Origin of the sequence: Pseudomonas marincola (assembly GCF_900116605.1) — a bacterium.
Lineage (GTDB): Bacteria > Pseudomonadota > Gammaproteobacteria > Pseudomonadales > Pseudomonadaceae > Aquipseudomonas > Aquipseudomonas marincola.
The window spans coordinates 27772-43124 of record NZ_FPBC01000015.1 but is presented as its reverse complement, the minus strand read 5'-3'; the positions used below and the strand labels follow the sequence as shown (position 1 = coordinate 43124).

At 58.0% G+C, this 15353-nt stretch carries 8 protein-coding genes and 2 pseudogenes; 4 read left to right on the top strand and 6 right to left on the bottom strand.

The annotated features are described in order from the left end of the window. Positions 1–78: 78 nt before the first annotated feature. The 4 genes from BM395_RS19365 to BM395_RS19350 form a co-directional block, all read right to left on the bottom strand. Positions 79–3360, bottom strand: coding sequence for an acetyl-CoA carboxylase family protein (locus tag BM395_RS19365; protein WP_090515021.1), 3282 nt, complete (start codon positions 3358–3360; stop codon positions 79–81). 103 nt (positions 3361–3463) lie between these two features. After that, complete coding sequence (ispA, locus tag BM395_RS19360) at positions 3464–4351, bottom strand: (2E,6E)-farnesyl diphosphate synthase (protein WP_090515018.1); 888 nt, start codon at positions 4349–4351, stop codon at positions 3464–3466. Next, positions 4348–4590 carry an exodeoxyribonuclease VII small subunit gene (locus tag BM395_RS19355; RefSeq protein WP_069902009.1) on the bottom strand — a complete coding sequence of 81 codons (243 nt, stop codon included), beginning with the start codon at positions 4588–4590 and terminating at the stop codon, positions 4348–4350. The genes ispA and BM395_RS19355 overlap by 4 nt, the downstream gene beginning before the upstream one ends. A gap of 95 nt (positions 4591–4685) precedes the next feature. Continuing rightward, positions 4686–5456 (bottom strand): sulfite exporter TauE/SafE family protein, encoded by a 771-nt coding sequence (locus BM395_RS19350; RefSeq protein ID WP_090515016.1) that lies wholly within the window; start codon positions 5454–5456, stop codon positions 4686–4688. A 668-nt stretch (positions 5457–6124) separates the two neighbouring features. Here BM395_RS19350 and BM395_RS19345 point away from each other — a divergent pair. The 4 genes and pseudogenes from BM395_RS19345 to BM395_RS23895 all read left to right on the top strand — a co-directional run. Continuing rightward, positions 6125–7930 (top strand): DUF1302 domain-containing protein, encoded by a 1806-nt coding sequence (locus BM395_RS19345; RefSeq protein ID WP_090515014.1) that lies wholly within the window; start codon positions 6125–6127, stop codon positions 7928–7930. Between the two features lie 26 nt (positions 7931–7956). Continuing rightward, entirely contained in the window at positions 7957–9324 is a 1368-nt protein-coding gene (locus BM395_RS19340) for a DUF1329 domain-containing protein (RefSeq protein ID WP_090515012.1), read from the top strand. A 119-nt stretch (positions 9325–9443) separates the two neighbouring features. Continuing rightward, positions 9444–11729: pseudogene (locus BM395_RS19335) on the top strand (winged helix-turn-helix domain-containing protein); the annotation flags it as partial. Between the two features lie 144 nt (positions 11730–11873). Next, a pseudogene (locus tag BM395_RS23895) lies at positions 11874–12062 on the top strand (response regulator transcription factor); the annotation flags it as partial. A gap of 166 nt (positions 12063–12228) precedes the next feature. Here the strand turns inward: BM395_RS23895 and BM395_RS19330 are convergent. Both BM395_RS19330 and BM395_RS19325 read right to left on the bottom strand, forming a co-directional pair. Beyond that, the gene (locus BM395_RS19330) at positions 12229–13680 is read right to left on the bottom strand and encodes an aldehyde dehydrogenase family protein (protein WP_090515077.1); all 1452 of its coding nucleotides are present in this window, start codon (positions 13678–13680) and stop codon (positions 12229–12231) included. Positions 13681–13739: 59 nt separating this feature from the next. Then, positions 13740–15230: a flavin-containing monooxygenase gene (locus BM395_RS19325; RefSeq protein WP_090515008.1), complete on the bottom strand. Its 1491-nt coding sequence runs from the start codon at positions 15228–15230 to the stop codon at positions 13740–13742. Between the last annotated feature and the right edge of the window lie 123 nt (positions 15231–15353).

Here is a 15353-nt window from a genome sequence, read left to right as displayed (position 1 = left end):
ACGGGCAAAGCTTTAAGCAGTAACGTTGCCCGCGTCGGTTAAAGCAGTAAATCAGCGACCAAATGCCGCGCACAGCGGCTACCAAGTGTCGATAAATCCGCGTTTTTTGCCTGCCCGTACCGGTGCTGGTGCTGTTGAGTTGAGGCCGCGGATTAACCAATGCCGGGTTTCTTGCGGGTCGATCACGGCATCAATTTCAAGAAAACTGGCCATGTTGATGCCTTTGCCATTCTCGTAGGCCTTGGCCACCAGTTTATCGAACAGTTGCTGGCGCTCTGCCGGATCTTGCAGTGCTGCCAGCTCCTTGCTGAATCCTAGCCTTACCGCGCCCTCCAGACCCATGGCGCCGAATTCGCCGCTGGGCCAGGCGATGGTGAACAGCGGTGAATGGAAGCTGCCGGCTGCCATTGCTTGCGCGCCGAGGCCGTAGCCCTTGCGCAGAACCACCGTGAAGAACGGCACGCTGAGGCTTGCGGCGGCAACAAACATGCGCGAAACATGGCGCACCGTGGCTTGCTTCTCGGCCTGCGGGCCAACCATGAAGCCTGGGGTGTCGCACAACGAAACCAGCGGGATGTCGAAGGCGTCGCAGAGTTGCATGAAACGTGCGGCTTTATCGCCTGCCGCCGCGTCAATCGCGCCGCCCAGATGCGCCGGGTTATTGGCCAGCAAACCGAATGGCTTGCCTTCGATGCGCACAAAAGCGGTAATCATGCCCGGCGCAAACTGGCTGCGCAGTTCGAGTACCGAGTCGGTATCAGCCAGGGTGCTGATAACCCGGTGAATTTCATAAACGCGCAGGCGATTTTCCGGAATCAAGCTGCGCAGTTGGCGTTGATCCGCACATTGCCAGTCTGCCACCGGGCCCTGGAAGTAACTCAGGTATTGTTTGGCTGCGGCCACTGCGGCAGCCTCATCGGCGACCAGTACATCAATCACCCCGTTAGGCGCTTGCACTGAGCTCGGGCCGACTTGTTCGGGGGTAAAGCTGCCCAGACCGCCACCTTCGATCATCGCCGGACCGGCCATGCCGATACTGGCATCGCGGGTGGCGATAATCACATCGCAGCAGCCGAGCAGGGCGGCGTTACCGGCAAAGCAGCGCCCGGCCACCACGCCCACCAGCGGCACCAAACCGGAGAGTTTGGCCATGCCGACAAAGGTGTGACAGTCGAGGCCGGCAACGCCCACAAAATCGGTGTCGCCGGGCCGCCCACCGCCACCTTCGGCAAATAACACCAGCGGCACGCGCCATTGCTCGGCCAGTTGCAGCATGCGGTCAGTCTTCTTGTGATTCATTACCCCCTGCGTACCGGCAAATACCGTGTAGTCGTAAGCGATGGCCATGCAGCGCGCCGCCTGCTCGTCGAACAGCTGCGCATTGACCGTGCCCAAGCCGGCTATCAGGCCATCGGCAGGGCTTTGTTCGATCAACTCATCAAGCGAGCGACGACGACGCTGCGCGGCAATTGCCAGTGCGCCGTACTCAATGAAACTGTTGGCGTCGAGCAGATCGTCGAGGTTCTCGCGGGCGGTGCGTTGCCCTGTCTTGCGCCGCTTGGCGACCGCGTTGGGGCGTCTTGCGTCGGTGGTGATTGCGTGGCGCTCGAGTACTTCGGCAAGGTCGGCGCGAATATGCTCGAGGTCGACGCTTTCTTCGCTGTGGTTTGCTGCGCCGGCAATCTCGGCCGGCTCGATAAACAGCAACGGCTGGCCACTGTCGATAAAGTCGCCCTGATCGGCTAGCTGCCTGATCACGATTCCGCTGTGCTCGGCCTTGATCACAAACTGCATTTTCATCGCCTCAAGCACGCCAATCTCCTGGCCTTGAGCGATGGCATCGCCTTCGTGCACATCGAGGCTGACCAGCACGCCCGCGCTGCTGGCGTTAATCGAGACGCAGCCAGCGGGTATCTCGGCTGTTGCTTTCACGTGGCTCTCGCTGGAGTCGGCCAGGCTGAAACTCATATTGCGGTGGGCATGGCTGGCCTCGAGCAGAGGCGCCATGTGCCGCTCGACGAATCGGGTATCGAGCTGATTGGCTGCGACCTCCGGCATGCGGATCAGGCTTTGCAGCAGTGCGATGTTGTGGCTCACACCTTCCAGGCGGAATTCGCAAAGCGCACGATAGGCGCGATTCAAGGCCGTGGCGTAGTCGCCCGCATGGACAATCAGTTTTGCCAGTAACGAGTCATAACTGGCATTGACCCGATAACCGCTGTAGCCATAACCGTCCACCCGCAAACCCAGCCCGCTTGCGGGTTCGTAAGCTGTGATAGTGCCGCTGGCCGGTTGGGTGCTGCCATCGGCCTGTTGGCGCTCAAGGTTGATTCGCAGTTGCACGGCGCAACCGTTGATTGGCGGTGGCGTGCTCAGGCCCAGTTGCGCAAGGCTGGCGCCGGCCGCCAATTGCAGTTGGATTTGCAGCAGGTCGATGCCGGTTATTTGCTCGGTGACGGTGTGTTCGACCTGAATGCGCGGGTTGGCTTCCATGAAGTAGAAGCGCTGAGGATTATCGTTATCCAGTAAGAATTCGAAGGTGCCAACACCCTGATAATCCACTGCGCGGGCGAGGGTGAGAGCGGCCTCGATAATGGCGCTACGCGCGGTCTCTGGCAGGTTTGGGCTGGGCGCAATTTCAATGAGTTTTTGCTGGCGGCGTTGCAGGCTGCAGTCGCGTTCCCACAAGTGGCTGACGTTGCCCTGCTGGTCACCGATGATCTGCACTTCGATATGCCGGGCATTGCTAATCAACTGTTCGGCGTACAGCTCGCCGTTGCCGAATGCATTGCGCGCCTCGCCCTGACATTGCTCGAAACTGGCGGGCAACTGTGCGGCGTCGAGCACCACGCGCATGCCGCGACCACCGCCGCCGGCGACGGCTTTGAGCATGATTGCCGCGCCAGCCCCGAGGCTGTGCATGAACTCACGCGCCTGCTCAAGGCTAATCCCTGCGGCGCTGCCTCGTACCAATGGCACCGCGCAACGTTCGGCGAGTTGGCGGGCCTGAGCCTTGTCGCCAAAACGCTCGAGAATCTCAGCGCCGGGGCCGATCATCAGCACGCCTGCCTCGCTGCAGGCGCGGGCAAACTGCGCGTTCTCGGCTAAAAAACCGTAGCCGGGATGAACCGCATCGCAGCCTTCTGCGCGGGCGATTTGCAAAAGCTGGGGGATGTCGAGATACGCGCTTACGCCACGGCCTTTAAGTGCCACTGCGTGATCGGCGCGGCGCGCATGCAATGAGTCGGCGTCATCCTCGGCATACACCGCGACTGTGCGGATGCCCAGCTCGGCGGCAGCTCTGGCGATACGGATGGCGATTTCGCCACGGTTGGCAATCAGCAGTGAGGTGAAAGGCATGGAAGCTCCGCAGTTTTTATTCTGCAGATATCTTAGGCGCTCACCCTTTGAGGTAAACCAAGGTTTACCTCGACGTACTTATTGCTATCAGTTTGAGTGATGATCAGCTGCGGCGGGCGACGATGAACTCGGCCAGCTCACGCAGTGGTTGCGCCGTTGCGCCAAAATCCTGCAGCGCCGCCAGCGCCTGATCGCGCAACTCTAACGCGTAGGCTTTAGCCGCTTGCATGCCCAGCAGCGCCGGATATGTTGGCTTGTCGTGAGCCTGATCCTTGCCCTGGGTTTTACCCAGGGTGGCGGTATCGCTCTCGACATCGAGAATGTCGTCCTGCACCTGAAACGCCAGGCCGATGGCTTGGGCGTATTGCTGCAATGCGCTTAAATTCTGGCTGCTGGCAACGCCGCTGGCGAGTGCGCCAAGGGCCACGCTGGCCTCGATCAGGGCGCCGGTCTTGTGCCGGTGCATATTCTCAAGCGCTGCCTGATCGAGCTTGCGCCCGACCGAGCCGAGATCAATCGCCTGCCCGCCAACCATGCCCGCCGGCCCGGCCGCTTTGGCCAGACGGTTGAGCATCTGCAGGCGCAGCTCAGCGCTGTGCGGGTTAAGTTCCGGGTCGCTGATAACATCAAAGGCCAGGCTTTGCAGGCCATCGCCGGCGAGAATTGCGCAGGCTTCGTCAAAGGCGATGTGGGTGGTTGGCTGGCCGCGACGCAGGTCGTCATCGTCCATTGCCGGCAAGTCGTCATGCACCAGTGAATAGGCGTGAATCAACTCTACCGCACACGCTGCGCCATTGGCTTTAGCCGGGTCGCCACCGAGCGCTTCACACGCGGCGTAAACCAGCAGCGGGCGCACGCGTTTGCCGCCATTGGTTACGCTGTAGCGCATGGCCTGATACAACCGCTGCAGATCGGCCTGCGGGGCCTGGAATAATTGCTCAAGTGCTTGGTCGACACGCTGTTGGCACGTGGCCTGATAGGCCGCAATCATGCTTGTTGGTCCGCGTCGAAAGGGGCTTCCTCCAACTCGCCGTCGCGCTCAAGCAGGATCTTTACTTTCTGCTCGGCCGAAGCCAGCGCGGCCTGGCAATCGCGAGTCAGGCGAATGCCCTGCTCGAATGCGGTAAGCGAATCTTCGAGGCTCAGCTCGCCATTTTCCAGGCGTTCTACCAGCGTTTGCAGGTCGGTTAGCGACTGCTCGAAGTCGAGTGATGCTTTTTTGCGGGCCATTTAGGGCATTCTCGGCGGGAAATCAACGGGCGAATATCGCTCGCGACACTAGCAGAGCCGAGGCTTTCGGGCAAATCGGCGCGCCAGCCGCGACCTCAGTGCTTGAAGTAAGTCGCCCAGGAATAATAAACCGTCATGCCCGCGCCGACCGCCAACACCAGCAAGCGTAAAAATTTGGGCGGCAGGCGCTGGCCCAAGGCGCCGCCAGCATAGCCACCGAGCGTGGCGCCGGTGAGGAGTATCAGCAGTTCAGTCCAGCTCACGCGGCCCGCCACAATGAACGTTGCAGTGGCAACGCTGTAAATGACCGCCGAGATCAGGTTTTTCAGGGCATTACTGCGAGCCAGCGGATGGCCCTCAATCGAGAATGCCGCCAACTGCAAAATGCCCATGCCCGCACCGAAGTAACCGCCATAAACCGACACCAATCCATGCGCGGCCAGAGACAGCGGTGAATGCGGCGGTTGTGCTGCTTCTTTACGCCTGGCCGCGAGTGCGCGACTCAGGCTTGGGCTGGCCGCAAACAATGCCGTAGCGGCGAGTAACAGCCACGGAATCAGCCCACGGAAAATCTCATCACCGCCAAGTAACAGCAACAGGCCGCCGAGCAAGCCTCCGGCGAATCCTGCCAGCAGTAATGGCAATAGATACTTGCCCAGTGGCCGCAACGTGCTTCGAGCTGCCCACGCAGCGGCCACGCTTGCCGGCCACAGCGCCACTGCATTCGTTGCGTTGGCCGTCACGGGTGGTAAACCTGTGGCGAGCAGGGCCGGGAAAGAGAAAAATGTGCCGCCGCCCGCCAGCGCATTCATACCGCCAGCAGCAAAACCCGCTGCAATCAGCAAAGCGATCTCGGTGAACTCCATTTTTTCGGCTCTGGGCAGTTAAAAGTGCGCAGCTTAAGCCCTGTAAAGGGCGCCGCCAATGGCTATTTGAGGCAGCTCAGGGGCGCTAATTGCCATGCAGTTGTTTCGTTTAAAAACCACAACAGGAAAAAAAGTAACAGTTTTTTTCAGTATCTCGGATTCGCTGGAGGCCGCGATATTCTTGACTTTGTCGTGCTGGATCAGGTTTTTTGCAGGCGCTGTTGGGGCGATATTGCGGGCAGCGGGGCGGTTGCTGTTTCAAAGTTTCGCTGCCCGATCAGTGTGAGTAGCTGTCCATCTCCAGCGTTTTTTATGAGTAGCAGTGATAACGGATTAATGGCACTTGGACAGCTGTTTTAACAGCATCGCCAGCAGGCAACTCGAGTTGTATGAGCGGCATTGCCTGAACCGCTTAAACACGCCATTTTCAGCGCCTAAATTCAGGTGTTCACCTTAAAAACTAATCCCTTGATTTGCGCGTGGCCATGGCATGTATTTATGGCTAATGATGGATCATTCATTTGCGTGTTAATGCGCTATGAAGTTCGTTCTAGAAGGGTATTCATACTTTCGAGCTAAAGCTGCAAATTCCTCCTTTTGTGGGCCGAAACGACTAGTTCTGCGTGCTAATGTCGTTGCCAGCTACACCCACATCCAAGGAGAGCCGTATGACAAAAACAACATGGCCCGGGGTATTAAGTCCGCACGCCCTCGCAGTCGCTATCGCAATGAGTGTTGCCGCTCCAGCCCACGCACTCAACTTCAATATCGGTGAGCTTGAGGGGCAGTTTGACTCCTCGCTGTCGGTAGGGGCCAGTTGGTCGACAGAAGATCCGGACAATGAGCTGATCGGTATGGCCAATGGCGGTACTGCATTTACTCAGACAAACGATGACGGTCGTCTGAACTTCAAAAAGAACAAAACCTTCTCGAAAATTTTCAAGGGTATTCACGACCTGGAGCTGAGATACGGCGACACCGGGGTGTTTGTTCGCGGCAAGTACTGGTACGACTTCGAGCTCAAGGATGAAGGGCGCGAGTTCAAGGATATCGACGATCACAACCGTAAAGTCAGCGCGCAATCTTCTGGCGCAGAGATTCTCGATGCCTTCGTTTACCACAACTACTCGATTGGCGATGTGCCGGGCAGTGTGCGTCTGGGTAAGCAGGTTGTCAGCTGGGGTGAAAGTACCTTCATCGGTAACAGCATCAACTCGATCAACCCGATCGACGTCTCCGCATTTCGTCGTCCGGGGGCCGAAATCAAGGAAGGTCTGATCCCGGTCAACATGTTCTACCTGTCACAGAGCATCACGGAAAATCTCTCGGCTGAAGCGTTTTATCAGTTGGAGTGGGATCAGACGATTCTCGATAACTGCGGAACCTTCTTCGCGACTACCGACGTAGCGGCCGATGGCTGTAACACCAACTACAACATTCTCGATCCAAACTCTATCGCTGCGTTGCAAGGTGCTTCCGGCGCAGGTTTATTGCCTGGCGTAACGGTTGAAAATGAAGGCTTGCTGCTGCCGCGCGGTGGGGATCGTGACGCACGCGATGATGGCCAGTGGGGTATGGCATTGCGCTGGCTGGGGGATGACACCGAGTACGGTGCCTACTTCATGAACTACCACAGCCGCACGCCAATCGTCAGCATGCAGAATACTGACCGCGCCGGTATTGGCGCCGCCTTGCAATCGCTGCAGGGGCCTGCGGGCGCTCTGGGTGCGCAGGCACTGCTGATTGGTCGGGGTACCTACTTCTTGGAATATCCGGAAGACATTCGTCTTTACGGTTTGAGCTTCGCCACAACCCTGCCGACAGGGACCTCATGGTCGGGTGAGGTGAGCTACCGGCCGAACATGCCGCTGCAAACCAACACCACTGACCTGACGCCAAACCTTGCGACTACGGTCGTTGGCGGGCTTACCACCGGTGGCGTAGCTGGCGCTTTGGCAACAGCCGGGCTGGAAACCCATGGTTATCAGCGCAAAGAGGTGACTCAGGCGCAAACCACCTTCGTGCACTTCTTCGACCAGATTCTCGGCGCCAGTCGCTTAACCCTGGTGGGTGAAGTTGGCTATACCCGCGTAGGCGGCATGACCAATGAGGTGGGTAACCGCTTCGGCCGTGATGCGACCTTCGGCGTGCCGGAAAATGCGCTGGCTGATGAGCGCTATGGTTCCCACGGCTTCTTCACCAGTTCGTCATGGGGCTATCGCGCCCGCGGTGTGCTTGACTACAACGACGTATTCGCCGGGATCAACCTGAAGCCGAACATGGCCTTCTCGCATGACGTGCAAGGCTATGGCCCGACCTTCAACGAAGGGTCCAAGGCTGTCAGTTTCGGATTGGATGCTGAGTACCAGAACACCTACACGGCGAGCCTGAACGTGACCGAATTCTTCGGCGGCTCTTACAACGTTGCAACTGACCGTGACTTCGTCGCGCTCAGCTTTGGCGTGAACTTCTAATAATGTCAGTACGGAGAATCAGTCATATGAAAACAACAAGTAAACTGATTACTGCGCTCACCTTCTCGTTGCTAGCCAGCAGCGTCATGGCCGCAGTACCTGCGTCGGAAGTCGCAAAGCTGGGCACCAGCCTGACCCCGTTGGGTGGCGAAATGGCCGGTAACGCCGATGGCACCATTCCTGCCTGGACTGGCGGCCTGCCGGTAGACGCGGCGCCAGTGACCAGTAACGGCTTTTTGGGTGATCCGTTCCCGAACGAAAAGCCCAAGTTCATTATCACTGCGCAAAACATGGACCAGTATAAGGACAAGCTTTCTCCGGGCATGATTGCGATGCTCAAGCGTTATCCTGATACGTTCAAAATGCCGGTTTTCGAGACCCATCGTACTGCCACGGTGCCCAAGGATATTCAGGAAAGGGCCAAGATCAGTGCTGCCAAAACCACGCTGGTCGAGGGTGGCAACGGCCTGAAGAACTTTACCGAAAGCCGTTATTATCCGTTCCCGATTCCGCAAAGCGGGGTTGAAGCTGTCTGGAACCACACCACCCGTTATCGCGGGGGCAACCTCAAGCGTCTGTACATCCAGGCTGCGCCACAAACTAACGGCTCGTTCACAGCGGTAAATTTCGAGGATGAAGTGGCTTTCCCGGACTTCATGCCGGACCTGGCGCCAGAGCGCGCATCCAACGCCTTGCCGTTCTTCAAGCAGCGCATCACTGCACCGTCGCGTCTGGCCGGTAACGTGTTGCTGGTGCATGACTCGCTTGATCAGGTTAAGGACCCGCGCTCTGCGTGGATCTATAACGCCGGTCAGCGCCGCGTTCGCCGTGCTCCACAGGTAGCGTATGACGGTCCGGGTACTGCGGCTGACGGCTTGCGCACTTCGGATAACTTCGACATGTACAACGGTGCGCCAGATCGTTACGACTGGAAACTGGTGGGCAAGCGCGAAATGTACATCCCGTACAACAACTACCGCATTGCCAGCCCGTCGCTGAAGTACAAGGATCTGCTCTTGGCAGGCCACTCCAATCAGGATCTGGCGCGCTATGAGTTGCACCGTGTATGGGAAGTGCAGGCGACGTTGAAGTCCGGTGAGCGGAATATCTACGCCAAGCGCACCTTCTTCATGGATGAGGACTCCTGGACCATCGTACTCTCTGACTTGTACGACGGTCGCGGCCAGTTGTGGCGCGTCGGTCAGGCGATGATGATGCAGTATTATCAGCGCGAGGTTCCGGCTTTTGCATTTGAGGGCTTGTACGATCTCATCGCTGGCCGCTACATTGTCACTGGCATGAGCAACGAAGAGAAAGAGTTCGTGCAGTTTGGTGTTAAAGCCAGCGCTGCTGACTTCACCCCAGCCGCATTGCGTAACGCCGGGGTACGTTGATCGTAGTGAGTTACCAGTAGCACAACGAAAGGCGGCCTCAGAGCCGCCTTTCCACGAATATCAGCCTGTACCTGAGGGGATGGGTGCAGGCCTTATACTAATAAGAGAGAGGCCAGACCATGCACGACAATGTTCGTGCGTTACCCGGATCGCGTGTGCGAGCGCTGGATGTCAGCTTGCCGCGACTACCCGCCAATCATGTTGCGCGTCCTCGTCTGGTTGAAAGCCTTGTAGGCGAAGACAGCCGCGTCACTCTTATCTGCGCGCCGGCCGGTTATGGCAAGAGCGTGCTGCTCAATGAATGTGTACGCCAAGCCAGTATGGCCACGCGTATTGTCTGGCTTGATTTACTCGGCCACACCCTTACACCTGAAGATTTGCTTGCCCGTCTGGCGGCCTCATTGCATCTGCCGGTCGGCGAGGGTGATGCGGCGACAGAGCTGAGCTTGCTGATTGGCCGGCTGGTGCAGCAGCCGGTGTGGATCATTCTCGATGATTACCCGCGTCAGCCTTGTGCTGAGCTGGACGCCTGCCTCGATCATTTGCTTGAGCGCTCACCGCACACACTGCGCTGGTGGATTGCCGGGCGCAGAAGGCCTGAATGGCATCTGCCGCGGCTGCTGTTGCAGGGCGCAATCCAAGAGCGTAATGCGCAGGCACTGGCGCTGAGTATTGATGAATTGTCGGGTTACTTGCAGCAGCTCAAAGCCCCATTGCCGGGCCCGTTGGCTGCCCAGTTGCATCAGTCCACCGAGGGTTGGCTCGCGGGCATTTGCCTGCACCTGATCGAGGGCAATATGTCCGAGCTGGGCCAGCGCCTTGAGGCCGGCTCTGCACTGTTACTCGAATACATCCAGCGCGAAGTGCTCGATGAGTTGTCCGACGAATTGCGCGAAGTGGTGCTGATCCTTGCGCATATACCGCGATTCTCGGCCGCACTTTGCCAGCACATGCTTGAAGTCCACGACGGCGCTCAGGTTATCGAGCAATTGCGTCAGCACCAGCTGTTCTTGTCCCAGCTGGATGAGCAAGGTGAGTGGTATTGCCTGTCGCCAGCCTTTGCCAAACAGCTCAAGCTACTCCCGCAATGTCTGCCGCCGTTGCATCAGCACATTCTGGCGTGCCAGTGGTTTGCCCAGCGCGGTGAAGTGCGTGATGCCGTGGAGCATGCCTTGTGTGCGGATCAGCCGGAAACGGCTGCCAGCTATTTGCAGCGCTACGGTGAAGATCAGCTGTTGATTGGTCAGAGTGTTTCTCAGCTGTTGCACTGGCGTGAAGAACTGCCGGCGAGCTTGTTTGCCAGCACTCCGCACCTGATTATTCTGCAAGCCTGGGCGCTGATCATTTGTACCCGCCTCGATGAAGTCGAGGACTGCATTGATGAGCTGGCGCGCTACATGCCGCAGCCATCGGCCAAGCGGCAACAACTGCTGCTGGCCAATTATCAAGTCATCATGGGCGTGTTACACCGTCAGCGCGGCCTTGCCAGTGCGCGACAGCATTGCCTTGAAGCGCTGAGCAAACTGGACGAACGTGGCTGGTCGCAGCAGGTTCTGTGTCATCAGGCGCTCACCCAGCAGGCGGGCGCAGAGCAAAATCTGACGCTGGCTGAAGAGCATTGCAATCAGGGCCTGAAACTGGCGCGTGAGCACCGCAACATCCTGTTTGATGCGCTGCTTACCATTGATCAAGTGCATTTGCTGATCATGCGTGGCCAGCGCCAGGTTGCCAAAGAACGCACTGAATATGCCGTGAGCCTCTTGAAGGACGGCGGTATGCGCGGCCCGGTCTATGCGAGGTTGTTGCTCTTGCGCGGTCTTTTGCATGCCGGACGGGGCGAGCGGATGTTGGCGCGCGAGGCCTTTGAAGCAGGCATACAAGAGGCTGAAACCTGTGAAGATGCCTACTCGTTGCATGGCCATATCGGCCTGGCCGAGTTGTGTTTGCAGGAGGGGCACTTTGAGGCCGCGCAGCAGCATCTGCGTAACGCCGAGCAGAAGATGCAGGCGTATCGGGTGCCGCGCATGCGTTATCACGAAGCGTTGAGCCTGGCCAAGGGCCAACTCTGGTTGCATCTGGGCGACGCCGAGAAAGCCCTGAGTGTGTTTACAGAAGTGCGCGAGCACCTGCAGGAGCACAAGTTTTTGGCGCCTTCCGGGTTCTGCAACTTATTGCCGATGTCGCGATTGCTGGAGGCGCGAGGCAGGATTGCCACCGGCCAGACGGCGCAAGCATTGGCCGACTTGCAGCAGATGATGCACGAGTTCACTGAATCCGGGCATTTGAGCCTGGCCACTCAGGCGCAAATGCACTGTGCACAGGCGCTGGAACAGCTCGGCGAGCCGCAGCGCGCGGATCAGGAGTTGTCCGCAGCCTTGCTTGAGGCGCAGCGTCAGGAGCACTTCCGGCCTGTGCTTGAACTCATGCAATCGCAGCCCCAATGGCTGGAAGATGTGCTGCTACTCAATAGTCAGTTACAACCCTTGCGCCAGCACCTGATCAGCGCCAGTGAGGCGGTGGATACAACCCTGCCATCAAGTGTGCCGGTGCTGAGTAAACGCGAAATAGCCGTGCTCGATCTGATCGCCAAGGGCTGCTCCAATCAGCAGATAGCCGAGGCCTTGTTCATCTCGCTGCACACGGTTAAATCGCATGCCCGGCGTATCAATACCAAGCTCGGCGTGCAGCGTCGCACGCAAGCGGTGGCGCTGGCCAAAGCTGAAGGATTGATTGGTTAGATAATCCTCAGTGCCCGGTATGAATCTGCTTGCCGGGCGAAAGAGGGGGCAAAGATGTGCTGCTGGGGCGCTTGAGGAGTTGACCGGCGCTCGATCAGGTATTCAGCTAGCCATTGCGGATAGCCCCGCAGGGCTATCCGCGGTCCTGTTTACTACCAAGCTCAAATTAACTTTCACCTGTCAGGGCGCCTTCGATCAAACCATTGGCCAGATCACCGTACGGGGCGAACATGGCGCGGATGTTGTCATTCTCGCCGCGCTCGAAAATGGCCCGTTGATTCGAGAACTCGTTGAAGCCCTCAACGCCATGATGGCGACCGCTGCCACTTTTGCCGATGCCGCCGAAGGGCAGGGAAGGCATCGCGGCATGCAGTGCGGCAGAATTGACACACGCACCGCCGGACACTGTCCGCGCCAGCACCCGCTGGGCAATTGCCGGGGTGTCGGTGAACACATAAATGCCCAGCGGGCGCTCACCGGCGTTGATTGTGGCAATGGCCTGATCAATGTCGCGGTAGGTTTTAACCGGCAAGATCGGGCCGAAAATCTCGTTTTGCATCAGCGCCATGTCGTCCGTGACGTTGAGCACCAAGGTCAGCGGCATCTTGCGCGCCGCTTTGTCCGTGGCATCGCCAATGGGAATCAGGGTGGCACCTTTGGCCTGCGCATCGTCCAGATAACCTTGCAGGCGAGCCAGGTGGCGGGCATTGATAATGCCGGTGGTGTCGGCCTCGCTGGCTCCGTGGGTAAATGTTGCATCCATGTGTTGTTGCACCAGACGAACGAAATCGTCCTGCTGGTTTTCCGGCACCAGGGCGTAATCCACTGTCACGCACATCTGTCCGCTTTTGATGGTTTTGCAGCCCACAATTTGTTCGATATTTCGGCTGTTCAAGCCGTCGGCAGCCACTAAGGCAGGGCATTTGCCACCAAGTTCCAGGGTGACTGGCACGAGGTTTTGTGCAGCGCTGATTGCCACTGAACGGCCGACTTCCGTGCTGCCGGTGTACATCAAATGGTCCCAGTTGAGAGTCGGGAAAAACTTGGCCAATTGCAGGCCGCCGGAGATGGCCGCGACCTGATCAATATCAAACGCTGACCTGATCATCTCAAGCGTCAACTCGCTGCAGGCCGGCGTCAGGTCCGACGGTTTGATAATGGCCCGGTTGCCTGCTGCGAGCATTTCAACCACAGGACCAATGCCAATATCGAAGGGAAAATTCCACGGCGCCATGTTGCCGACCACGCCCTTGGGTTGCGCCAACACATACGCCTTAGCCGTGCCGTAAAGTGCCGGCTCAATGGGCCGTTGTTGCGGTTTCATCCATTCGCCAAGGTTGCTCGCCACATATTGCACGCGACCGGCAACGCCCAGGCATTCAACCAAATCGGCAAATTGGCTCGGGTGCGAGCCAAAGTCTGCCACCAGCGCCTGCTGAATTTTCAGACGGTTGCTGATCATCATATGCGCCAGTGCACCGAGCAATTCCAAGCGCTGATCAAGATCAGGCTGCGGCTGTTCGACAAAGGCTTTCTTCTGCAGCGCAAACACGCGCTGCAACTCAGTGATCGCGTCCTCATCCGAGGTCAATGATTGTTCACGCTCGATAAAAGTCATCTGCATTCTCCGCTGTTTAGCGGGCGCGGCGCTGCGCCCATGCGTTATGGCAAAAGAGCTCAGGCGCTCTGCTTGAGTGAATTGGAAGCTGCGTGAGCGCGGGAAAACTTCAGCGCTTTGTCGTCGAGCGTGGTGAACTTCATGCTGAGCAGGTCTTGCAGGTAGTTCTGGTTCTGTTGCCACGGCTGCTGCTTGCCCTGTTTTGGAAACTGCTCCACGGCGCGCAGAATGTAGCCGGACGTCATGTCCAGTAACGGCCGCTGATCCATTTCACTCGGGTCAATTTGTGGCCGGCATTGGTCGTAATTTTTGCGGCTCATGTAATTGATCAGGCGGCATACAAACTCAGACGACAAGTCCGCACGCAGGGTCCACGAGGCGTTGGTGTAACCCACACACACGGCGGCGTTGGGAATACCGGAGAGCATCAAACCTTTGTAAGAGTAAGTCTGGCCAATGGTTACCGGTGCGCCGTCCACCGTCAGTTGCACGCCGCCGCAGGCGACCAGCTTCAAACCGGTGGCGCTGACGACAATATCGGCGTCCAGACTCTGCCCCGACTCAAGCGTGATACCGGTTGGGGTGAAACTGCTGATGCGGTCGGTGACGATAGAGGCACTCTGTTCGCGCAGCGCCGTGAACAAGTCGCCATTAGGCACCAGGCACAAGCGCTGATCCCACGGGTTGTAGCTGGGCTTGAAGTGGGTGTCGATGGGAAAGTCTTGCGGCAGGTGTGCGGCGATGCCTTTGCGTAACAGGCGCTTGGCAAATTCAGGCTTGAAGCGAAACAAGCGGTAGATCGCGGTGCTGAGCATTACGTTCTTGAAACGGACGGTTTTATGCACCCAACTGCTGGGTAAAACCTTGCGCATCGCTTTGGCTATCACGTCGTCATCCGGCAGGGACATCACGTAGCTGGGCGAGCGCTGCAACATGGTCACATGCGCGGCCTTTTTCGCCAGCGCAGGCACCAACGTTACGGCAGTAGCACCACTGCCAATCACCACAATGCGCTTGCCGCTGTAGTCGAGGCCCTCAGGCCATTGCTGCGGATGGATCAGTTGCCCGGTGTAGTTTTCGAGCCCGGGGAAATCCGGTTGATAACCGCCCTCGTAACTGTAATAGCCGCTGCAGACATAGAAGAAGTTACAGCTGTATCGGACAGGTGAGCGCTGCTCGCCGACCTCGATATCCAGTGTCCAGCGAGCCTCTCCCGATGACCACGCGGCCGCGATTACGCGGTGGCCGTAGCGAATATTGCTGTCGATGCCAAATTCCCGGCTGGTGTCACGCAGGTACTGGAGAATTTCGCTGCCATCGACGATGCTCTTGTTAGAGGTCCACGGACGAAATGAATAGCCCAGCGTGAACATGTCCGAGTCAGAGCGGATGCCCGGGTAGCGAAACAAATCCCAAGTGCCACCGAGGTCTTCACGTGCTTCGAGAATCGCGTAGGTTTTGCTCGGGCAGTTTTTTTGCAGGTGGTAACCCGCGCCAATTCCCGATAACCCTGCGCCCAAAACTAGAACATCAAAGTGTTTGACTGTCATACGCTCTCTTCCATTCTTGTTATGCGTAAGCACCTTGCCGGCACTTACATTTCTGGATTGCTACGATGAATTTAAGCATCGTTGCGCTGCATTGTTCTGACTGTTTAAGCTAAGGTGCATACC